The 21,016-nt window shown below is 52.3% G+C and carries 18 protein-coding genes; 3 read left to right on the plus strand and 15 right to left on the minus strand.

Annotated features, from left to right (window positions below; translation table 11 throughout):
• Positions 1-192: 192 nt before the first annotated feature.
• The 4 genes from RDN66_RS19235 to RDN66_RS19250 all read right to left on the minus strand — a co-directional run bounded on the left by RDN66_RS19235 (position 193) and on the right by RDN66_RS19250 (position 3,885).
• A complete protein-coding gene (locus RDN66_RS19235) occupies positions 193-2,013 on the minus strand; it encodes a DUF4365 domain-containing protein (protein ID WP_308538118.1) in 1,821 nt (606 codons plus the stop codon).
• A gap of 421 nt (positions 2,014-2,434) precedes the next feature.
• Positions 2,435-2,686 (minus strand): zinc ribbon domain-containing protein, encoded by a 252-nt coding sequence (locus RDN66_RS19240; protein ID WP_115074503.1) that lies wholly within the window; start codon positions 2,684-2,686, stop codon positions 2,435-2,437.
• A gap of 134 nt (positions 2,687-2,820) precedes the next feature.
• Complete coding sequence (locus RDN66_RS19245) at positions 2,821-3,567, minus strand: cyclopropane-fatty-acyl-phospholipid synthase family protein (protein ID WP_202216404.1); 747 nt, start codon at positions 3,565-3,567, stop codon at positions 2,821-2,823.
• A gap of 60 nt (positions 3,568-3,627) precedes the next feature.
• Complete coding sequence (locus RDN66_RS19250; protein WP_004131894.1) at positions 3,628-3,885, minus strand: YjhX family toxin; 258 nt, start codon at positions 3,883-3,885, stop codon at positions 3,628-3,630.
• Between the two features lie 358 nt (positions 3,886-4,243).
• Between RDN66_RS19250 and RDN66_RS19255 the strand changes: the two genes are divergently transcribed.
• Positions 4,244-4,864 (plus strand): LysE family translocator, encoded by a 621-nt coding sequence (locus RDN66_RS19255; RefSeq protein WP_115074505.1) that lies wholly within the window; start codon positions 4,244-4,246, stop codon positions 4,862-4,864.
• 95 nt (positions 4,865-4,959) lie between these two features.
• Positions 4,960-5,277, plus strand: a complete 318-nt coding sequence (locus tag RDN66_RS19260; RefSeq protein ID WP_202216403.1) for a putative quinol monooxygenase — start codon at positions 4,960-4,962, stop codon at positions 5,275-5,277.
• Positions 5,278-5,320: 43 nt separating this feature from the next.
• On the opposite strand, the gene RDN66_RS19265 is transcribed toward RDN66_RS19260, so the two are convergent.
• The 6 genes from RDN66_RS19265 to RDN66_RS19290 all read right to left on the minus strand — a co-directional run bounded on the left by RDN66_RS19265 (position 5,321) and on the right by RDN66_RS19290 (position 12,780).
• Complete coding sequence (locus RDN66_RS19265; RefSeq protein WP_115074509.1) at positions 5,321-6,391, minus strand: ABC transporter ATP-binding protein; 1,071 nt, start codon at positions 6,389-6,391, stop codon at positions 5,321-5,323.
• The gene (locus tag RDN66_RS19270; protein WP_202216402.1) at positions 6,384-8,153 is read right to left on the minus strand and encodes an iron ABC transporter permease; all 1,770 of its coding nucleotides are present in this window, start codon (positions 8,151-8,153) and stop codon (positions 6,384-6,386) included. Before RDN66_RS19270 ends, RDN66_RS19265 begins: the two co-directional genes overlap by 8 nt.
• A 77-nt stretch (positions 8,154-8,230) precedes the next feature.
• Positions 8,231-9,319 carry an ABC transporter substrate-binding protein gene (locus tag RDN66_RS19275; RefSeq protein WP_202216401.1) on the minus strand — a complete coding sequence of 363 codons (1,089 nt, stop codon included), beginning with the start codon at positions 9,317-9,319 and terminating at the stop codon, positions 8,231-8,233.
• 220 nt (positions 9,320-9,539) lie between these two features.
• The gene (locus tag RDN66_RS19280; protein WP_202216400.1) at positions 9,540-10,238 is read right to left on the minus strand and encodes a response regulator; all 699 of its coding nucleotides are present in this window, start codon (positions 10,236-10,238) and stop codon (positions 9,540-9,542) included.
• The gene (locus RDN66_RS19285; RefSeq protein ID WP_308538119.1) at positions 10,231-11,883 is read right to left on the minus strand and encodes a sensor histidine kinase; all 1,653 of its coding nucleotides are present in this window, start codon (positions 11,881-11,883) and stop codon (positions 10,231-10,233) included. The genes RDN66_RS19280 and RDN66_RS19285 overlap by 8 nt, the downstream gene beginning before the upstream one ends.
• A gap of 144 nt (positions 11,884-12,027) precedes the next feature.
• Entirely contained in the window at positions 12,028-12,780 is a 753-nt protein-coding gene (locus tag RDN66_RS19290; protein WP_202216398.1) for a DeoR/GlpR family DNA-binding transcription regulator, read from the minus strand.
• Between the two features lie 82 nt (positions 12,781-12,862).
• Here RDN66_RS19290 and RDN66_RS19295 point away from each other — a divergent pair, with 82 nt between their 5' ends.
• Positions 12,863-13,453, plus strand: a complete 591-nt coding sequence (locus RDN66_RS19295; protein WP_202216397.1) for an NUDIX domain-containing protein — start codon at positions 12,863-12,865, stop codon at positions 13,451-13,453.
• A gap of 103 nt (positions 13,454-13,556) precedes the next feature.
• Here the strand turns inward: RDN66_RS19295 and pflB are convergent, their stop codons facing one another.
• The 5 genes from pflB to tdcA form a co-directional block, all read right to left on the minus strand.
• Complete coding sequence (gene pflB, locus RDN66_RS19300; RefSeq protein WP_202216396.1) at positions 13,557-15,851, minus strand: formate C-acetyltransferase; 2,295 nt, start codon at positions 15,849-15,851, stop codon at positions 13,557-13,559.
• A gap of 28 nt (positions 15,852-15,879) precedes the next feature.
• Positions 15,880-17,088 carry a propionate kinase gene (gene tdcD / locus RDN66_RS19305; RefSeq protein ID WP_202216395.1) on the minus strand — a complete coding sequence of 403 codons (1,209 nt, stop codon included), beginning with the start codon at positions 17,086-17,088 and terminating at the stop codon, positions 15,880-15,882.
• Positions 17,089-17,114: 26 nt separating this feature from the next.
• The gene (gene tdcC, locus RDN66_RS19310) at positions 17,115-18,446 is read right to left on the minus strand and encodes a threonine/serine transporter TdcC (RefSeq protein ID WP_248537632.1); all 1,332 of its coding nucleotides are present in this window, start codon (positions 18,444-18,446) and stop codon (positions 17,115-17,117) included.
• A gap of 31 nt (positions 18,447-18,477) precedes the next feature.
• Positions 18,478-19,467, minus strand: coding sequence for a bifunctional threonine ammonia-lyase/L-serine ammonia-lyase TdcB (tdcB, locus tag RDN66_RS19315; RefSeq protein ID WP_123649952.1), 990 nt, complete (start codon positions 19,465-19,467; stop codon positions 18,478-18,480).
• A gap of 99 nt (positions 19,468-19,566) precedes the next feature.
• Positions 19,567-20,505 (minus strand): transcriptional regulator TdcA, encoded by a 939-nt coding sequence (gene tdcA, locus RDN66_RS19320; RefSeq protein ID WP_035897037.1) that lies wholly within the window; start codon positions 20,503-20,505, stop codon positions 19,567-19,569.
• Positions 20,506-21,016: the final 511 nt, after the last annotated feature.

The following is a 21,016-nucleotide window of genomic DNA, read 5'->3' on the forward strand; positions in this document are numbered from 1 at the left end:
CACGCTGAATTATCAGACACCGTCTGAATTTGCAGCGGGCTGGAGAAAGGGTCATTCTGAGAATGAAGATTCCGACGTTACTAACTGAGTGTTGTATCTAATCGTGGGGGCAGGTCACAGAGTATGTAAATACATGTTAAGTGGCCTATACCCGGCAGCCACTTAATCTGAAATATAAACAATGGTAGGTAATTAAAATCTATACTTCTTAAGAAGATCTTTATGACGTTCGACTTCTTTTGAATACCATTTGAGACTCCATGACCAGCCATCCTCTCTGGGTTTACAATCCGTGCATTTATCACAATTTGATTGTTTGAAACTATTACCGAAATCATAGCTGCCAGTACTATCATATAATTGACTTAATAAATTTCCGGTTCCTTGTGCATGTCTGTGCTTTAAGCAGATCAAAAGATGCATGCCACCTAGAGAGTGCATTCTCAATGATTGGGCAAATATTCCTCCGGGACGATAATGAACAAATAAATGCTCACAATTTTTCATTATATTTGTGGGGTCATAATTAGCAAATCCAATTTTAAGGAATTCATGATGTTCTCCTTGTGGGTCATCAGGATCCATTCCTAGATTTTTGGCCATACTCAAGAAGTATTCTTTTTGCTCTTCAGTTGTAAGATCATAAAAATCTTTTTGACTGTCAAGACTGATAACATGATTCTCTATTTCTGTTAGGGCTTCCTCAAAATCAGGAAAAGTTGAAAGAATCATCTTCCGATGGGGTTGGGTTGCTTTAGGGTTTTGTTTTAGCAAGGTGGCAGTAAGAAAGTATAATTTTTCAATTTTTTCAATATCTTTTGATAATACACAATATGTCATTACTAATAATGACATTCTTTCATACCAATCGTCTAGAAAATCAATTGTTTCCTTCGAACCTCGTGCTTCATGGATTCCTTTGAATATTAAAATCGACGCATAGATATCAACAAAAAAATCTGCAAGTATGTGATATTGCCCGTTTCTTGTCATCCTATTACATAACTCAATGATCTTTTGTAGGGATATGCAGCAATCTCTATACATTATTTGAGTTTGATCATTGAAAATATAACGCTCTAAAGATTTTTCTTCAAAGTGATTGACGGAATGATGGGTCGCATGAAGCTGATCCAACTGAGCCTTAAATTTTGCTTTCCGTGATTTACCAAAAGCAATTAATCTGTGAATCCGGCTTTTTTGCTCTCTAGCTAATAATATTAAATGTTGGCAAATATAAAAATTTTCTCTGTAAATTTCTCTTTTAATATTAGTATAAGGAGAGATTTGGAATGCTTGTAAGTAATATAAAACTGCTATAAATCTATCTTTTGCAGGAACTATTGGTGAATGGCTTATTTCGTTAGAGCGTTCAAAAACAGCATCATATTTTCTTTCAGATAAAAGATTATCCAACTGCTGATGATACGCTTTATATAATGCTTCACCTATATCTTCAATTTTCTTATCGAGAGTTGAAGGGCTAATGATTGGATATCTGACAACAGAATCTTTAAGCCCCTTAATGTTCAAGTAATCCCAACAATCTATGGCAGCGTCTAATATTTTATTTGCTGATGCTATGTCTTTTCTGATCAGTGTATTTTCAATTGGAATATGAACTTGAACTGTATCAGTTTGATTAGATTTTGATGCCTTTTCTCTTAATGTTTCATTGTTTGTTATTGGGAGCCAAAATATTTTCTCTGATGTGATCTCTACCACAACTAAAATAACAGGTACTTTAAATTCAAAGTAATATCTCAAACGCTCTGTTTTGAGAGTAAATGATAATAAGCTATTGTCATGAATAAAGGTTGAGTTCTCTTCACCCTTAATCTGAACTTTGAAAACACTCTCTTTCCCAAGAGCTTTGCCACTACCATCTTTGAGTTCAATTTCTCCATCAATACCAAAATCATTTTGATCCTCTTGACTTCGGAAAATCCAATGGCTTGGTAAGTTGTATTCAAAAATACGCCCGGCTTCAGTTCCAATCTCTCCTGCGTTCATCAGGCCCCTCAATCTTGTTTTTTTCTTGTGGTCTTATAATACCATGCTCATACAATAAAACAGTATCTCACCTGTAGCCATTGCTCTTACCTCCACTAAGACAATGCGGATAGTAGCAATATCAATCCAGTGTTAGGCTCATGCTTCTGTTGGGCACGCCACTTCTAGACATAATCCGCTATTGTGCGGCGTGTTCAAAAGGAGTTCTCGGCAAGTAATAATCTCCCACTACGAACACAAAAAATCCATTGGGGGTATCTTTGGGGGTATCAACAAAGATGAAACAGTTAATTTTTATTAGTAATCAATAAAATAGTGTATAGGTGTTGTTCCTATTATCGCACCATTTCAAACGCTTCCCAGATCGACCAAAATCAACCGCAAGCCCGCAGTAGCCCCAAAACCATCCAGGCTTCTCTCTTCACTCGTCCGCTTTATGTGCCCAGGCTGGCATTGCCGTCAGATAACGTTTTGCCCGCTTTTGCGCCTCTTCCGGGCCGACTTTCTGCCAGGAATCGAGGAAGCTTGCCAGGCCTGACACCGCTTCTTCCCAGGATTTCAGATTACCGTTGCTGTCGCTACAGTACGCGCAATATTTATCACTGGCACTGTGTGCATCGGGTGCCGACATTGGCATGCCGCAAGCCTGGCAGAACTGTTCATGTTGTGACATAGGATGCTCCTTAGGGTGATATTCTGATTAATAAACATACTGAATGTGTATTGTGCAGGTGATGCATCAGATCAACGCTCAGGTGAAATCTTGTGTTCCCGACCTTCTGTGTTAGAGAGGCCGGGAACCTGTTGTTATCTGGCGATAAGCGCGAAAACGCCCCAGCCAATGTATTCCCGCGTGTATGTGACGTGGCGTTTCGGCGAGATGTTGAGCTCGGCCCTGACTTCCGCTGCGAAGTCGTCGTCAGGGTTAGCTTCCAGCCAGCGGCGCATGGTCAGCCATTTTGCCGCTTCATACCGGTCCCATCCTTCCTGGTCGGCCAGGACCATTTCCACCACGTCGTAGCCGAGGTCATCGAACGCGCTGACAACCCCCGGGAGCGTCAGGAAATCGGCGAGAGAGCTGACGCCACAGGCCTGAGCTATCTCGTCTGATGCTGGTCGCAGACGCCAGTAAGGTTCGCCGATGAGCATGATCCCGCCCGGTTTAAGGCTTTGCGCCAGCAACCCGACCGTCCCGGCAAACCCATTGGCAATCCATGTTGCGCCGACGCAGGCGGCTACATCACATTTTTCTCCTGCCACATATCCGGCGGCGTCGTTATGAATGAAATGAACCCGGCTGCTAACACCGAGTGCTTCCGCACGCCGCTTTGCCTGCGCGGTGAAGAGCGGGCTCATGTCGATGCCGGTACCCGTAATGCCGTGATCGCGGGCCCAGGTGCAGAGCATCTCCCCCGAACCACTGCCAAGGTCAAGGATTCGCGTCCCAGGCTTCATGCGCAATACGCCGCCCAGCGTGGCGTATTTTTCTGCGGTAAAGGGGTTATGAATGCGGTGTTCACTTTCGCTAATCGTAAAAATACGTGGGATATCCATGAGTGAATTCCTGTTATCGGGTTAGGCATGTGAAAGGGCGTACTGTCATAGAAACTCTCCTTAGCGGTTATCAAGCTGAGCGCGAACGTTATTCAGCCCGGTGGTGTTGATACGATAGGGCTGACCGTTGACGGACTTGATGAGCTTTTTGGTTTTGAGTTTTTTGAACGTGGCGAGGGTGCAGTCGGTGAGCAACAGCCCTTCTCGGGTGTAGCATTCAACGGCGGTGACGCGGCCTGATGCATCGCGGACGTGCGCGATTCGGCCACCTTTGGCGAGAACGTGTAAGGTACGTTGTTCCTGACGGGATAAATTCATACTGGAAAACCTGTTTAATCATCATGTGCAAAACGTGCAAACACACCGCGGTGTCCGCATTCGATTTCGGCGCATTGATAACCAGTCCGGCCTGAAAAGGTCGGGAAGCTGATTATCGGATGATTACATTCTCCAGCATCAAAGCCTCGGGTTGAGTTGAAAGGTATTTACGCGGTGAATGATAACACGTCGTTTTTGAAGGGGTATCCGCAAGGCGGAAAAGTGTGACCGGGTTCGGAAAACGTTATTTGGCTGTTTGCTGTGCGAACACCGATATTGTCCCTCAGTGAGCACTATTATCTTGCCCGTTGCAAAACCACCCCGCCTCCAGTAACCTCATCTCTTTCGGAGCCACAACATGTCCGTCACCGATGCACTCCTTGCCTATACCCTCGCCGCAACGCTTCTGACCTTAACCCCGGGCCTTGATACCGCGCTCATCCTCCGTACTGCGACCGTTGAAGGTGGTCGAAAAGCGTTCCATGCTGCGTTAGGCATTGATGCGGGATGTTTTATCTGGGGCGCGCTGGTGGCCTTTGGGCTCGGCGCTTTACTGGCGGTGTCTGAGTTTGCCTACACGCTGCTGAAATATTGCGGGGCGGCATACCTTTGCTGGTTAGGCATTCAGCTACTCTTGCGCCCGCGCCAGCAGTTCAGCCTCAATCAAGGGGAAGCGAACTCGTCAAACAACTGGTTCCTGCGCGGGATGCTGGGGAACGTGCTGAACCCGAAAATGGGCATCTTTTACGTCTCCTTCTTGCCGCAGTTTATCCCGACCGGGCATTCACCCATCGGCTGGACGTTCCTGTTGGTCACCATCCACGTATTGATCGGCACGCTCTGGTCGCTGACGCTGATTACTGCCACTCGCTACGCCTCTGGAGTGCTGAAAAAGCCTGCTGTGGTGAAATGGATGGATCGCACTACCGGGTGCCTGTTCCTGCTGTTTGCCGCGAAGCTGGCGATGAGCCGACGCTGAGAAAGCAGGGGAGTGACGGGGGCAATCTTCTGGCTACACCGTCTCTCCCCAACTACGCTTTATGATGTCATTCACTCAAACCAAGGCCTTCTTTCATGAGCGAAGTTAAGATCGTAGCCACACTCACGCCTCTCCCCGAACACCTCGACGCCGTCCGCCATGCCGCGAAAGCCATGGTGCCGCTCACCCATCAGGAAGCGGGATGTCTGCAGTACGATCTTCACGAAAGCAGGGCGATTGCGGACGTACGCGTGCTGGCAAACGAAGGCAAAGTGTCGTTCGTGTTTATTGAGCGTTGGAAATCAGAGGCCGATTTGAAAAAGCATGTCGCTATGTCCTATCACGACGATTTTCTGGCGATTCTGGATGGCAAGCTGGAAAGTTTGAACGTACAGCGGCTGAGATCGCTATAAATCAGCAAGGACAAGGGAGCGGCAAGCGCCGCCCCCTGGAACATCAGGATTTTGGGAACACCCAGACGTGATTTTCCGGCAGCGACAGGTGGCAGTGCTGCGGGTCGCGCACCTCGTTACCGTAGGCGCGGATGGCAAAATCATCCCCTGAGGTACGGAACAGGTACTCCCAGCGGTCACCGAGGTACATGCTGGTGACCAACGGCAGCTCAAGCTGATTATCTCCCGGCCCATCGACCATCGCCACGCGCTCGACGCGGATCACCGCCGTGCCTTCATTGCCCACCTGCACGCCTTCTCCGGCCTGGCCCCATAGCGCCCAGCCGCTACCTTCTACGCGCGCTTTACCGTCGCGGATTTCAGTCACTTTGCCGTGCAGACGGTTGTTGCTGCCCATAAATTCGGCGGTGAACAGCGTTTTCGGTGAGCCGTACATCTCCTGCGGCGTGCCCTGTTGTTCAATTTTGCCATTGTTAAGCAGCAGAATGCGGTCAGAAATCGACATCGCTTCGTTCTGATCGTGCGTCACCATCAGCGCCGAGAGGCCGAGCTTGATGATAAGCTCGCGCAGGAACACGCGAGCCTCTTCGCGCAGCTTGGCATCAAGGTTGGACAGCGGCTCATCGAGCAGAATCACCGGCGGGTTGTAGACCAGCGCGCGGCCAATCGCCACGCGCTGCTGCTGGCCACCAGAAAGCTGGTGCGGATGGCGTTTGCCCAGATGGCCAAGGCCAAGCTGATCCAGTACGCCCTGCACCCGCTGGTTGATCTCCTGTGTAGGCACTTTACGCAGCTTGAGCGGATAGGCCACGTTCTCAAACACGGTTTTATGCGGCCACAGGGCGTAGGACTGGAACACCAGTCCCAGATTGCGCTCCTCTGCGGGGATTTCGCTACGCGGGGTGCCGTCGTAAACCTTGTTGTTGCCGATAGTAATCGACCCCTGCGTCGGTTTTTCTAATCCCGCGACGGCGCGCAGCAGAGTCGTTTTACCGCTGCCCGATGGCCCCAGTAGCGACACGACTTCGCCGCGCTTGAGGTTCATGGTCACGCCTTTTAATACCGGGTTATCGCCGTAGGTTAAGTGCAGGTTCTCGACCGATAATTCAATCATGTAATTTCACTCCAAAACGAAGGGCAATACCCAGGCCAATCACCACCAACACAATGTTGATAAACGACAGCGCGGCAACGATGTCGATAGCGCCCGCCGCCCACAGAGAAACCAGCATCGAGCCGATGGTCTCCGTGCCCGGCGACAGCAGATAGACGCCCGTTGAGTACTCGCGCTCAAAAATCAGGAACATCAAAAGCCAGGAGCCAATCAACCCGTAGCGCGATAGCGGAATGGTCACGTGGCGGGTGATCTGCCCGCGCGAGGCGCCCGTGCTGCGCGCGGCTTCTTCCAGCTCTGGCCCCACCTGCAATAGCGTTGAGGAGATAAGCCGCAGCCCGTAGGCCATCCACACGACGGTGTAGGCCAGCCAGACGCTGAACATGGTGCTGCGAAGACCGCGCAGCCAGACAATCAGGTTATCGCGCAGCCACTGCGACCATGGCATACCGGAAAGCCAGCCGGATTTCAGCGCGTTATCGAGCCACATCGGTAAGAACAGGAATACCCACAGGAACGCCAGACCGGCGAGCAGGCCGGGGACCGCGCGGGGAACCAGCACGCTGTAGTCGAGGAAGCGGGTGGTGTTATCCGGTTTTCGGTGCATGGCGATGCCGATAAACAGATAGCAGCCTACCGCCAGCGCGCCGCCGATTACGCCAATCGCCATCGAGTTAACGATGGCGCGCAGCAGGTTAGGCTGCTCCCAGATGGTGCGGAAGGTGCTAAGCGACAGTTCATCCCACAGCGAAACGCCTACGCCCCAGTTGGAGATAAAGGCGCGCAGCACCACGCCCATCAGCGGCACGCCGATGGTGATGGTTAGCCAGAACGCCACCACGGCACCGGCTATCCAGCGCCATTTGCCAAGCGGCAGCGCGCGGGCCTGTGAAGCCTTGCCCTTCATCGTGACGAAGCGGTTAGCGGTACGCATCAGGCGGCGTTGCAGCATCACTAGCGGAATGGTCAGGCAAATAAGCACCACGGCGACCGCCGCCATCAGGTGGTACGACGGCGTGCCGAGCTTGTTGGTTAACTGGTACAGGTAGGTCGCCAGCACCATGTTGCCTTCCGGGTCGCCCAGCACCAGCATCAGGCCGAACACTTCCAGACCGAGGAAAAACAGCAGCACGACGGCGTACAGAATCGATGGCCGAACCATCGGCAGGCTGACCGAGGTCATCACCTGTAGCGGGGAAGCGCCGGAGATACGCGCGGCCTCTTCCACGTCCGAACTGACGCTTCGCAGCGCCGACGAGATATAGAGGTAGGCGTGTGGCACGTGCGTCAGACCCGCAATCACCACGATGCTCGACATGTCGTAGATGTTCCACGGCACGAAGCCAATCAGTGACTGTGCCCACAGCGACAGAAAGCCCACCGGGCCGGCGGCGACCACGTAGCCAAACGCCAGCACCATCGGCGAGACAAAAATAGGCACCAGGATCAGCGGCTCAATCAACCGTCTGCCGGGCAGGTCGGTACGCACCATCAGGAAGGCCAGAATGCCGCCCAGCGGAATGGCGATGATGACCAGGCCGAAGGCGAGGATAAACCCGCTTTTCAGCGCCTTATAGAAGTCAGGGTCGGTAAAAATAAAGCCAAAAGATTCAAGGCTCCAGGCCTTTGCCGGGGAGAAAAACGGCGCGGACAGGAAGCTTTGTATCACGATAAACGACAGCGGCGTGTAGATTGCCAGCGCGGTTATCAGCACGACGATGCCGCGCGGCAGGCTCTGCCACTTTCTACGTAATGCGTTCATAAGCGAAGAGATCCGATAACACGAATTCAGGAAGCGAGAACACAGCGCGCCAGCGAAGGCGCGCGTGATTCAGGCGCTTATTTGGCCGCGGCTTCACGCCACTGTTTGATGTAGTCCAGACGTTTTTTCGGCTGTAGGTATTCCAGTAATGATTCATCAACCGGGATTGGCTTCAGCGCGTTACCCAGCATTTTTGTCATGCCATCGATGTCGTTTTTGCCTTCGATATCGTTGCGGATAGACGGGATATCTGCCTGATTTGCCAGAATGTTCTGCCCTTTTTCAGACAGCACGTAGTCCATCCACAGCTTGGCGGCGTTGCTGTGCTCGGCCTGCTGGCTGATGAAGGAGACGCGCGACAGCACCAGGGTGTAATCCTTCGGATAGGAGATACCCAGTGACGGGTCAGTTTTGGCGCGCGCTTCGGCGTAGGAGCCGAGGATGTTGTAGCCAATCAGATTTTCACCCGAAGAGACCCTTTCCATCATCGTGCCGGTGGAGGACTGCACCGCTAAGCCGCCTTTGGCTATGTCGGCCAGCGTTTTGAAGTAGTTAGGATCGGCTTTGTAATCCATAACTGACAGCATAAAGCCAACGCCGGATTTTTCGATATCGTAGGTAGTGACTTTGCTTTTGAATTTATCGACCTGACCGGCAACCAACTTCGCCAGCGCGGCGTGTGAGTCCGGCACGTCAGCCGCTGGGATCAGGCGTTTGTTGTAGATAAACACCACCGGTTCATAGGTGGTGCCGTAGGCCTTGTTATGCCAGACCGCCCATTTCGGCAGCTGTTTTTGTTCGGCAGAAACGTACTCCATGGCGTAATCGGTCGCGAGCTTCATCGCGGTGTCCATGGAAGAGCTCCAGACCACATCACCGCTGCCGCCGCCGGAGGCCTGCTCGCTGATGAAGCGGTTGTACAGTTCGGTGCTGTTCATGTCGTTGTATTCGACTTTGATGCCCGGGTAGGCGGCTTCAAAGCCCTGAATCAGCGGCCCGGCCGCTTTGGTGTCGGTGGTGGAGTAGATAACCACTTTGCCTTCTTTGGTGGCGGCATCGACGACTTTTTGGTAGTCGGCCGGATAGCCCTGAGGCAGCGCGGACAGGGCGGAGAACGACATGAAAACGGTAGCAGAGAGTAGGGAGATACGGAAAGTGTTCGACATTATTATTAACCTTTTAGTTACGTTTGAAGAACTAAAAGTCAACATAGCGGATGGAGAGAGGGAGGCAAGAGGGGGGAGATAGCCGGCTGGTGGAAATGTGATTGTTGGCGTTATTTCGGCAATTAACACCATAGAAACCGCGAGTGTGGGGATTTGAAAGAACGGAATGCTCGCCGTTCTATGCCGGATAAGCGAAGCGCCATCCGGCATACAGCAATTGCTACTCCTGAGCTCCCCTTCGATATAACCGCCGTGGATGCCCAATACTCCCATACTGAATTTCAATCACAACAAATCCAATCTCCACGCAGTACTCCAGATACCGACGCCCCGTCGTCTTACTGATCCCCGCCTCCTCGACCACCTGCTCAACCGACCAACTCACCGCCGGATGGTCGCTAAAAATCCGCTGCACCCGCGCCAGCGTCGCAGGCTCAATCCCCTTGGTCGACGGCTGCACCGCAGCCTCCCCAGCAGGCAAATTAAACAGCTTATCCAGCGCGTGCTGATCCACCACTTTCACCTGTCGCAGCGTATGCTCCAGCAGCATAAACCGCTCCAGCGACGCCTGCAGACGGTGGGCGAACACCGGCTTTATCAGATAATCAAAGGCCCCGCTGCGCATCGCATGGCTACAGGTCTGCATATCGCTGGCGGCGGTAATGAAAATGACCGAACACTCAAACTGCTTCAGCAGAGGACTGCCGATAAGCTCGACGCCCTGGCCGTCCGGCAAATAGTTGTCCAGCAGCACCAGACGCGGTCGATGGCGGAGAATCAGCTCATGCGCCTGCGCCAGCGTGCTGGCTATCCCCACCACACGAAGACGGAAGTTTTGCTCAATAAACTCCCGATGCAGCTGCGCCAGATGCGGTTCATCTTCAACAATAACAACCTCAAGAGGGCGGATATCAGTCATGAGAAAGTCCTGCGGCCAGAGGGGGCTGGAATGGGATGAAAACCGAAAACACGGTCCCTTGCGGGGAATTATCGCTGATTTCGATGCTGCCGCCCGCCCGGCGCACGTAGCCGGCAACCAGGTACAGACCGATACCGTGCTCTGACCCGGTTAACTCGCTGCCGTCGGCGGGCTTACTGGTAAACCCTTGCTCAAAGATGTGCGGCTTCATCGCTTCATCAACGCCACCGCCCTGGTCGGCGACCTCAATCACCAGCTCGTGGTTGCGGTCAGAAATATACACTTCGACCGGCGTATTGCGCGCCGGGGTGTTCAGGGTGGCGTCAATCGCGTTATCGACCAGATTACCTATCACCGACATCAACTCCGTCTCGCTCATTCCTTGCGGCAGGCGCGAAAGCTGGCAGGCCGGGTCGAACGTCAGCGTAATGCCTTTTTCTCGTGCGCCAACGTATTTACCCAACAGCAGGCCGCACAGCGCCGGGGAGGTAAACTGGGTTGAGAGGAAATCCAGCGCCTGCTGAGCGCCTTCCGACTGCACCCGGATATAGCGCAGGGCGTCGTCGTAGCGCTGCATTTGCAGCAGGCCAACCAGCGTCGCGGTCCAGTTAAGCTGCTCGTGGCGCATCATGCGCAAGTTATCCGCGTAGCGGGTCACCTGGCTTAGCTGGCTGCTGAGCGTCGTAATGTCGTTTTTGTCACGGAAGCTGAAAACCCAGCCGCTTTGCGTACCCGGCTCTACCTCAATGGCGACGCGGTTGACGATGGTTTCCCGATGATTCAGGACGGTGATGTGATCGTGATGACGGCTATCATAGGCCGTATTACCCGGCGCAAAAAAGGCCGGAGGCAGTTGAATGACCTCATCCTGCGGCTTGCCGAGCAGCGCCTGCTCACTCTGGCGAAGGTTAAGCATCTCTCGGGCGGCACGATTGATGAGGATGAGCTGTTTATCGGCGTTGACCGCAAAGACCCCTTCGTACATCGCCTCCAGTAGCGCCTTTTGTTGCAGCACCAGTTGGGCGATATCTTTCGGCTCGAGGCCGAACATCTGCTTTTTTAGCGTGCGGGCCAGCACCCAGGAAAACATAAACAGCAGCAACAGCAGAGCAATGCCGTACAGCCCGGTACGCCACAGCAGGCGGGCGTTGATATTGGCGATATACGAGGTGAGATAGCCGACGGAGACAATGCCGATCACCTGATGTTGGCTATCAAAAATGGGTGCCTTGCTGCGAAGCGAAACGCCAATCCCGCCTTTGCGTATCGAGATAATGGTTTTGCCCTGCAGTACTTCGGCGTTATCGCCGCCGATCATCGGCAGGTTGAGCCGCTCTGGTGATTCCGAATGGTAAAGGTGCTGCTCGCGGGCGTCGCCCACCACAATGTAGCTGGCGTCACTTTCGGCCCGCAGCGGCTGAATGAGCCGTGCGATAGCCGGAATATCCCGCCGCTCGACCAGTTGCGCCAACCCCGGCATCAGCGCAATTTCACTGGCCTGTATCCGCGCCCGCTGCCCTAAATCATGGTGTAGCTGGCGGTCGATAAAGTGAAACAGCAGCGCGCCGAGCAGCGCCAGTAGCAGGCAGGAGAAGGCCAGTAGCGAAAGAAACAGCTTCATCTGAAAGGTCAATCTGTGCTTCATACGGTCGCCGTGGCCAGAGCAGAGAGGATCATCTGAAAAGCCTATCATGCGAAAATACGAACCGTAATCGGGTGACCACAGAGTTGTGAGCTGCCTACATTCTCCGGGTCAAAGCCAGACTATAAACGGGAAACAGAAACGGCACTACACGATAACGGACACGCCGTGGCTGTCTAATGCGCTCTTCAGCGGCGCATCCAGCTCACAGTCGACAATTAATGTACTTGCCAGGTTCAGGTCGCCAATGGCAAAGGCCGAAGCGGCGTTAATTTTTTCCTGCGAGGCCATGACGATAGTCTCCGAGGCTCGCTCGCTGAGCAGACGCTTCACGCCCGCCTCTTCGAAGCTGCCGGTGGTAAAGCCCGCGCGGTGATGCACCCCGGTTACGCCCATAAAAAACAGGTCGGCGTTAATGCGATTCGCTGATTCGCTCAGAGCAGAGCCGGTGGTGACAACGGAGTGTTTAAATAGCGTCCCGCCCAGCAAAATCACTTCAATGGCCGGGTAATCAATCAGCCCAACCGCAATGCTCGGGCTATGGGTGACAACGGTGAAGGGCAGGTCGTGTGGCAGCAGTTTGATCATTTCGGTGGTGGTTGTACCGCCATCAATAATCACAACCTGGCCTGCGCCGATAAGCGATACGGCCTTCTGGGCGATGGTTTTTTTTGCGTCTATCTGCACGCTTTTTCTTGCTTCAAACGGCGCAATGGCGGCAGAAACCGGCAGCGCTCCACCATGGACGCGCTGTAACAGCCCGGCGGCGGCAAGCTCTCTTAAATCACGGCGAACCGAGTCTTCTGATACCTGAAATTGTTGGCTTAACTCGGTGGAGTGTACCTGCTTATCCCGGGCCAGAATCGCCAGGATCTGCTGTTTTCGTTGGCTGGCTAACATGTTTTCTCTCATGCGTGTTTTTTCTTGATGTTGCATGATTGTGCATGGTAGCTTGCAAAATGTCATCTACAGGAGAGAAAAAATGAGCGCTATTGAGCCGTTAGTGAGAAATATTCATTCTCAGCTGCTTTCTGACGACTGGTATACCCTGAAGAAATACACGTTTGAACTGCGTCGTCGCGACGGAACCTGGCAGCAGCAGAGCCGCGAAGCCTATGACCGCGGCCACGGCGCGGTGGTGCTGCTGTACAATCGCCGCAAAAAAACGGTTGTCCTGACGCGTCAGTTCAGAATGCCGGTTTACCTCCATGACGGCAACGGCCTGTTAATCGAAGCGGCGGCGGGGTTGCTCGACAGCGCTTCTCCAGAAACCCGCATTATCGCCGAAGCGGAAGAGGAAACTGGGTTTCGCATTACGCACATCGAGCCGGTCTTTCGCGCCTTTATGAGCCCGGGCTCGGTGACGGAAAAACTGTGGTTCTTTATTGCGGAGTACCGGGATGAGGATCGCGTTAGCCGCGGCGGCGGTGTGGAAGAAGAGGGCGAAGATATTGAGGTGCTGGAGTGGCCGCTGAAACGCGCGCTGCAGGCGGTGGCGAGCGGCGAGATAATGGATGCGAAGACCATTATGCTACTGCAATATCTGGCGTTAAATAGAACGTTGGGTGAATAGCCAAAGCAAAAAAAGGTGCACAACCGTGCACCTAAAGGAGAGACAAACACACTCCAATTCACTAAAAAACGCCTTTACCGGCCTACAATGGAGACTTCCTGCGTTAAAGCGCCTGGGTGAACGTCCTTGAGATAACATCCTGCTGCTGCTCGCGCGTCAGCGCATTAAAGCGCACCGCATAGCCTGAAACGCGAATCGTCAGGTTCGGATAGTTCTCCGGATGTTGGATGGCATCCAGCAGTATCTCCCGGTTGAGCACGTTCACGTTCAGATGCTGCCCGCCTTCGACGTGGGCTTCGTGGTGGAAGTAGCCATCGAGCAACCCGACCAGGTTAGTTTTCCGCACCGCGTCTTCTTTGCCTAGCGCCGCTGGCACAATGGAGAAGGTGTAGGAAATCCCGTCCTTGGCGTAGGTGAACGGCAGTTTTGCCACGGAGGTGAGCGAGGCGACGGCCCCTTTACGGTCGCGTCCGTGCATTGGGTTTGCCCCAGGCGCGAACGGCGTGCCGCCGCGGCGGCCATCCGGCGTATTCCCGGTTTTCTGGCCGTACACCACGTTGGAGGTGATGGTCAGAATGGACTGCGTTGGTACGGCGTTGCGGTAGGTTGGCAGCACCTGGATTTTCTTCATAAAGCGCTCGACCAAATCACAGGCAATGCTGTCCACGCGCTCATCGTTGTTACCGTACTGCGGATATTCCCCTTCAATCACAAAATCCACCGCCAGCCCGGTATGGTCGCGCACCGGTTTCACCTGCGCGTATTTAATGGCCGAGAGGGAGTCCGCCGCCACCGACAGCCCGGCGATGCCGCAGGCCATGGTGCGATAAACGTCGCGATCGTGCAGCGCCATCAACGAGGCTTCGTAGCTGTATTTATCGTGCATGTAATGGATGATGTTCAGCGCGCTGATGTACTGCACCGCCAGCCAGTCCATAAAGTGGTCCAGGCTATCCATCACCGTCTCGTAGTCGAGTACCTCGTCCATCAGCGGGGCGGTTTTTGGCCCCACCTGAATCTTCAGCTTTTCGTCCACGCCGCCGTTGATTGCGTACAGCAAGGTTTTGGCGAGGTTGGCGCGCGCACCGAAGAACTGCATCTGCTTGCCGATAACCATCGGGCTGACGCAGCAGGCAATCGCATAATCATCGCTGTTAAAGTCGGCGCGCATCAGATCGTCGTTCTCGTACTGCAAGGAAGAGGTGACGATAGAAACCTGGGCGGCATACTTTTTAAACGCCACCGGCAGCGCTTCTGACCACAGCACCGTCAGGTTTGGCTCCGGCGCTGGCCCCATGGTGTGCAGGGTATGCAGATAGCGGAACGAGTTTTTGGTGACCAGCGTCCGGCCGTCCAGCCCCATACCGCCAATCACCTCGGTGGCCCAGATAGGGTCGCCGGAGAACAGCGTGTCGAACTCCGGCGTACGCAGGAAGCGCACCATGCGGATCTTCATAATGAAGTGGTCGATAAGCTCCTGCGCCTGCTGCTCGTTCAGCAGTCCGGCTTTAACATCGCGCTCAATGTAGATATCGAGGAACGATGCGGTGCGCCCCAACGACATGGCACCGCCATTTTGTGATTTCACCGCCGCGAGGTAGGCAAAGTAGAGCCACTGCACCGCTTCCTGTGCGTTGTGCGCCGGGCGGGAAATATCGCAGCCGTATTTTGCGGCCATCTCCTGCATTTGCAGCAGCGCACGGCGGTGTTCCGCCAGCTCTTCGCGCAGACGAATGGTGGCCTCAAGCTGTTGTCCCCACTCAAGGTTAGACTGGAGGTCGGCAAACTGTTGCTCGCGCTCGCGCACCAGGTACTGAATGCCGTACAGCGCTACGCGGCGGTAGTCGCCAATGATACGTCCGCGGCCATAGCCATCCGGTAAACCGGTCAGCACGCCGGATTTACGACAGCGCAGCATATCCGGAGAATAAGCATCGAACACGCCCTGGTTGTGGGTTTTGCGCAGCTCGGTGAACAGGTATTCGAAGCTGGGGTCCATCTCGCGACCGTAGGCATCGAACGAGCTTTTGATCATGTTGACGCCGCCATAAGGGTGCAGCGCACGCTTGAGCGGTTTATCGGTTTGCAGACCAACAATCTTTTCCAGACTCTGGTCGATATAGCCCGCGTCGTGGGCGGTAATGGTGGTGGCAACATTGGTATCGAAGTCGACCGGCGCATGCGTGGCGTTTTCGACGCGAATACCGGCCATTACCTTTTCCCAGAGGGCGAGGGTCGCGGACGTTGCTTCGGCCAGGAAAGACTCATCGCCTTCATATGGCGTGTAGTTATGCTGAATAAAATCACGGACGTTAATCTCTTCTTTCCAGTCCGTGCCGTTAAATCCCTGCCACGCGTCGGCGTACAGACTCTCGCCGGTATCGATATTTACCTTCATGGAATTCTCTCTGCTGACTAACTGTTAATTATGCGTATTCGACGCTGGCGCTCATTTCGCCTAAATAAATCGCATCGAGGGCAATCATCTTTTCTTCATTGGTTGGAATGACGGTGCAAATAACGCGCGCATCTTCCCTGGAAATAATTCGCTCACCATAGGAATTGGGTAAGCTATTTCTGTCGCTGTCGATATTCACGCCCAGCACCGCCAGATGTTCAATCACCAGTCGACGAATTAATGCCGAATTTTCGCCAATCCCGCCGGTAAAAATAATGCCGTCGAGGCGATGTAATGACGCGGCGTGTCCGGCAATATGGCGGGCGATGCGGTGCACGAAAGTTTTAATCGCCAGCTGTGCGCGTTCATGCCCTTCGTGCCAGGCTTTTTCCAGCACCCGTAGGTCGGAAGAGAGCCCAGAAATACCGAGCAGGCCGGACTCCTTATTCACCACGCGTTCCAGGTCGCCGAGCGTCTGCTGGGTTTCACTCGCTACCCACGCCATGGCGCCGAAGTCGACATCGCCGCTACGGGTGCCCATCATCAGCCCTTCGAGCGGCGTCATGCCCATTGAGGTATCAACGCTTTGCCCGTTGCGCACCGCGCAGATAGAGGCACCGTTACCAAGGTGGGCGACCACCAGGCCGGAGTCCTGCTCCGGCAGGCTAAGCAGGTCGTGAGCACGCTGGGAAACGTAGCGATGCGACGTCCCGTGGAAGCCGTAACGGCGCACGCCGAGCTCCTCGTAATATTTCCACGGCAGCCCATACAGGTAAGCCTCAGGCGGCATGGTCTGGTGGAAGCTGGTATCAAATACCGCTACCTGGGTCACGCCGGGGAAAAGCTGCTGGGCTGATTCAATACCGCTGAGGTTGGCATAATTATGGAGTGGAGCCAGCGGAGAGACCCGGCGAATATTATCAATGACCTCGCCGGTAATAATGACCGACTCGGTAAAGATATTTCCGCCGTGGGCAATTCGGTGGCCAATTAAGGCCACGCTGTCATTTAAATCACGCTTTTCAAGTTCAAAGGCAATCGCCTTTAATGCGCCTTCGTAGCTGTGGTGAGCCAGCGTGGCTGGCTCACCTCCATTTACGGATAAGAACGCATTTTCAGTGTTAATACCGTCAGCAATACCCGCCATTAATACATCGCAGTTGGTTGCATCCAATACTGAAAACTTAATTGAAGATGATCCACAGTTAATGACTAATACGACCGGGAATTCATTCATTTTACGACTCATCCTGAGTTCACAGATTAAAACAGTTTGTACACGATGTTCAGAATGGTCAGCAGACCAATAGCGGTGACAAACACGTTATCTAAACGACCACGGTATTTCGCCAGCGATGGCGCTTTACGAATGGCGTACATTGGCAGCAGGCAGAGCAGCGACGCGATAATCGGTGCGCCCATGGCTTCAATCAGGTCCAGAATGTTCGGGTTGGCGTAAGCGACAACCCAGGTGGAGCCCATGATGAAAATCATGCTGATGGTGTTCAGTTTCCCGGAGGAGACCTTGGTTTTATCGCCTTTATAACCAAACTTCAGCACCAGACCGTTCAGTCCTTCCAGCGTGCCGAGATAGTGGCCGAAGAAGGATTTGAAGATAGCCACCAGTGCGATGATGGAAGCGCCATACTCAAGCGTGGTGGCGAAGGTCGACTTGGTGCCCGCCATGGAAGAGAAGTGGTTTGCCAGATAAGAGAGCACCGGAATGTTCTGCGCTTTGGCTTCCGCCATGTTCTGCGGGGAGAGCGTAAACAGGCAGCTAAAGGCGAAGAACATCACCACGGCCACCATCAGGACGCTGGCGCGAGAGATAATCTGCGAACATTTCTGCTCGGTAAACTCACGGCCGAAGTCTTTCTCATACTCTTCGCGCTTGGAGACCACGAATGAAGAGACGATTGGCGAAAAGTTGAAGGAGAACACCATGATGGAGATACCCAGCCACACGGTGACCAGAATGCCGTCGTGCCCGGTCAGCGCGATATTGCTGAGGTCGACCTGATCGATAGCGGCAGAGTTCCAGTAAGGGATCAGCGACAGGGAAATCAGCACCAGGCAGGCAATGAATGGCCAGACCAGGTAGCTCATCACTTTCACCATCAGATCTTTACCAAACCAGATAACAAAGGCCATCAGCAGCAGCAAGAACAGGGCGACGAAGCCGCGGTTCAGCGCCGGCATTTGCAGCTGGTTTTCCCAGAAGGTCATAAAGGTGTTGGTGATGGTGACGCCATAAATCCACAGCAGTGGGCAGATGGCGAAGAAGTACAGGAAGGTGATCACCACGCCCCCCGTCTTACCAAAATGCTCTTCTACCGTCTCGGTGATGTTACCGGATGGATTTGACCCCGACAGGCACAGGCGCGCCAGCGCACGGTGGCAATAAAACGCAATGGGGTAAGCCAGCACCAGCATCAGCAGAATGGGAATCAGCCCCCCAAACCCGGCGCGAATCGGGAAGAACAGCACCCCGGCACCGATAGCGGTACCAAATAAACCCAGTGTCCACGTTGTATCTGATTTACGCCAGACTGACTGTTTGGTCTGGCTGGATATAATGCTTTCAGTAGTACTCATATCCTATCCTCAACGAAGTTAAATAGTAGAATTAAGCGTCAACTAAACCGGTAATTTGCGATACACGAGACAAGTCGATATTCCCGCCAGAAATAATGCTGACCGTTTTTCGGTTTTTGATATAGCTATCTAATTTGCCGCTTAATAATGCCGCACAGGCTAAAGCGCCAGCGCCTTCTGTGACGACTTTATTACGCTGAATAAGGGCAATCATGCTTTTGCGAATTTCATCTTCGTTGACCAGAACAATATCATCCACGAGGTCACGAACAATTTCGTAGGTTAAATTACCCGGGCGGGAAACGTCACAGCCATCCGCCAGGGTGCCGGTCGTTCGGTGCGTGGTTATATTTCCGGCATAATAAGAGGCGGCCATGCCGTGAACGTTCTCTGACTGTACGCCAATCACTTTAATGGTAGGGTTAATTGATTTAATGGCGATAGCAATACCGGCAATCAAACCGCCGCCGCCGATAGGTACAATTACATTATCCACGTCATACAGGTCTTCGAGAATCTCCAGACCAATGGTGCCTTGCCCGGCAATGACTTTTGGGTCGTCGTACGGCGGGATAAAAATGCGGCCTTCCATTTCGACAATTTCGCTAACCTTAGCGATGGTATCGTTGAAGTTATCGCCGTGCAGCACCACTTCAGCCGAGTAATCGCAGGTGGCGGCGACTTTAGACTTCGGCGCGCCTTTTGGCATCACCACTTTGCCATCAATACCGAGCATCGCACAGGAGAGCGAAACCCCCTGTGCATGGTTACCCGCAGAGCAGGCGACAACGCCCTTACGTCTTTCGGCTTCAGTCAGGGAACTCAGTTTATTAAAGGCACCGCGAATCTTAAATGAGCCGGTACGCTGCATGTTTTCAAATTTAAGGAAAATATCGCCTTTGCACTGTTCGCTAAAGTAATTAGAGCGAGGCATGCCGGTCTTATAAATTTTACCCGCGAGGCGTTTTTTGGCTTCAATAATATCTTCAATAGCAACCGGGAGATCGTATGTAATATGCATTATAACCTCATAACCAGAGTGTTAGGGTAATAGATATTCGTCACCGCTGACCGATATGACGATCGGCGGTATAGGTATTAGATATTTAAAATTACTGGCTTATTTTGAATTTATTATTTGCTTTCGCCTGCGTCCATTACAGGCTGAGTATTCCTTCGCTAATTGCACCAGAATTGATGCGGCTTTTTTAATCCGGTAATTCTTTGACCATATTGCGGCATAGCGCGCAATGGGTAATGTTTCTTCAACCTCGAGCGTAATAAACTGGTCGGAGCCAAAAGGTGCGGTCATATCACAGGGAATAACCGTCAGGAAATCGGCATTGAGAACAAGATTATAAATGGTGACAACGGAGTCCGTTTTAACAATGTTTTCGATGCTGATGCCGTTTCGCTGTAGCGTAATAAGTAGCTCACTGTAGTAACCCATATTGGTTTGTGGCAATACCCACTGCGCCTCTTTCAGTGATTCCAGCGGGGTATTGCCGGCGCACGTTCGGGACTTATTGGCCACGACGACAAACTCTGATTCAAACAGCGGTTCGACGTGCAGGTCCTGTAGCTTCATCTCGTCGCTCAACGTGCCGATGGCGAAATCCAGACGGCCATCGCGCAGCGCAGGCAGGAACGAGGAGAGCTGCGCTTCGAACATCGAGATCTGTACCTTCGGGAACACCTCTTTAAACTTCTGAATCATGTCAGACATAAAGGTGAAGCCAATCAGCGAAGGGAAACCGAAGGAGACATCAATAGCGGCATCGTCCGTCATGCTGTTCATCTCATTCACCATGTTCGTCATCTCACGGGTGATGGACTCAGACCAGGTCAGCAGTACCTGGCCCGGATGAGTCAACGTTACGCCGGTATTTTTTCTGACGATGACCTCTGCGCCAAAGTAAGCTTCAATATCGCTAATGATTTTACTGACCGCGGGCTGCGTTAATCCTAATTCTTTTGCCGCTGAGCCGATAGAACCACTCCGGATCACCTCCTGAAAAACCACCAGATTTTGTATTTTTGGGAGATTTAATGTGTTCATAACGATCCGTGTTAATTGCCTCGTTGACGGGAAGAAGTGTAACAAATTAATTGACTGGGGATTTGTGCGAGTACTCACAAATTGCCTTTTGGTGAATTATTGCACGCTATGCATTTTCTTAAAAATCATTTAATATCAATATGTTGTGTTTTATATATAACGCTTTCATCTGACTTTTATCAAAAAATAATGGGGGGATAAAAATATTTTATGCCGATAACGGTGACTATTTTTTGACGTTGTTAATAATCGCCATTTGGCGATCTTTCAAGCAATTATCGAGTAATTAACGGCCAGAAAATGGATTAAATTTAATGTGTAATTTATCAAATTAAATTTTAAATGAAGCATTATCCTTATTAAAGAATGCCTGGGGTCACACTTTTTTTCCATAATTGTTCTGAAAGATACGTATTAGTTATTAATGCTAAAAATATCGGCAACAATTTATTGCCATAATTAACATTTAATTAACTGTGGCTTTTGGTCTATTTTTTAGGTGTTAGTTTGG

Origin of the sequence: uncultured Kluyvera sp. (genome assembly GCF_902485085.1) — a bacterium.
GTDB lineage: Bacteria > Pseudomonadota > Gammaproteobacteria > Enterobacterales > Enterobacteriaceae > Kluyvera > Kluyvera ascorbata.

Excerpts from the sequence above, each read along its gene's own strand:
- RDN66_RS19235 (WP_308538118.1), bottom strand. The coding sequence starts at position 2,013 with ATGAACGCAGGAGAGATTGGAACTGAAGCCGGGCGTATTTTTGAATAC.
- RDN66_RS19240 (WP_115074503.1), bottom strand. The coding sequence starts at position 2,686 with ATGTCACAACATGAACAGTTCTGCCAGGCTTGCGGCATGCCAATGTCG.
- RDN66_RS19245 (WP_202216404.1), bottom strand. The coding sequence starts at position 3,567 with ATGGATATCCCACGTATTTTTACGATTAGCGAAAGTGAACACCGCATT.
- RDN66_RS19250 (WP_004131894.1), bottom strand. The coding sequence starts at position 3,885 with ATGAATTTATCCCGTCAGGAACAACGTACCTTACACGTTCTCGCCAAA.
- RDN66_RS19255 (WP_115074505.1), top strand. The coding sequence starts at position 4,244 with ATGTCCGTCACCGATGCACTCCTTGCCTATACCCTCGCCGCAACGCTT.
- RDN66_RS19260 (WP_202216403.1), top strand. The coding sequence starts at position 4,960 with ATGAGCGAAGTTAAGATCGTAGCCACACTCACGCCTCTCCCCGAACAC.
- RDN66_RS19265 (WP_115074509.1), bottom strand. The coding sequence starts at position 6,391 with ATGATTGAATTATCGGTCGAGAACCTGCACTTAACCTACGGCGATAAC.
- RDN66_RS19270 (WP_202216402.1), bottom strand. The coding sequence starts at position 8,153 with ATGAACGCATTACGTAGAAAGTGGCAGAGCCTGCCGCGCGGCATCGTC.
- RDN66_RS19275 (WP_202216401.1), bottom strand. The coding sequence starts at position 9,319 with ATGTCGAACACTTTCCGTATCTCCCTACTCTCTGCTACCGTTTTCATG.
- RDN66_RS19280 (WP_202216400.1), bottom strand. The coding sequence starts at position 10,238 with ATGACTGATATCCGCCCTCTTGAGGTTGTTATTGTTGAAGATGAACCG.
- RDN66_RS19285 (WP_308538119.1), bottom strand. The coding sequence starts at position 11,883 with ATGAAGCACAGATTGACCTTTCAGATGAAGCTGTTTCTTTCGCTACTG.
- RDN66_RS19290 (WP_202216398.1), bottom strand. The coding sequence starts at position 12,780 with ATGTTAGCCAGCCAACGAAAACAGCAGATCCTGGCGATTCTGGCCCGG.
- RDN66_RS19295 (WP_202216397.1), top strand. The coding sequence starts at position 12,863 with ATGAGCGCTATTGAGCCGTTAGTGAGAAATATTCATTCTCAGCTGCTT.
- pflB (WP_202216396.1), bottom strand. The coding sequence starts at position 15,851 with ATGAAGGTAAATATCGATACCGGCGAGAGTCTGTACGCCGACGCGTGG.
- tdcD (WP_202216395.1), bottom strand. The coding sequence starts at position 17,088 with ATGAATGAATTCCCGGTCGTATTAGTCATTAACTGTGGATCATCTTCA.
- tdcC (WP_248537632.1), bottom strand. The coding sequence starts at position 18,446 with ATGAGTACTACTGAAAGCATTATATCCAGCCAGACCAAACAGTCAGTC.
- tdcB (WP_123649952.1), bottom strand. The coding sequence starts at position 19,467 with ATGCATATTACATACGATCTCCCGGTTGCTATTGAAGATATTATTGAA.
- tdcA (WP_035897037.1), bottom strand. The coding sequence starts at position 20,505 with ATGAACACATTAAATCTCCCAAAAATACAAAATCTGGTGGTTTTTCAG.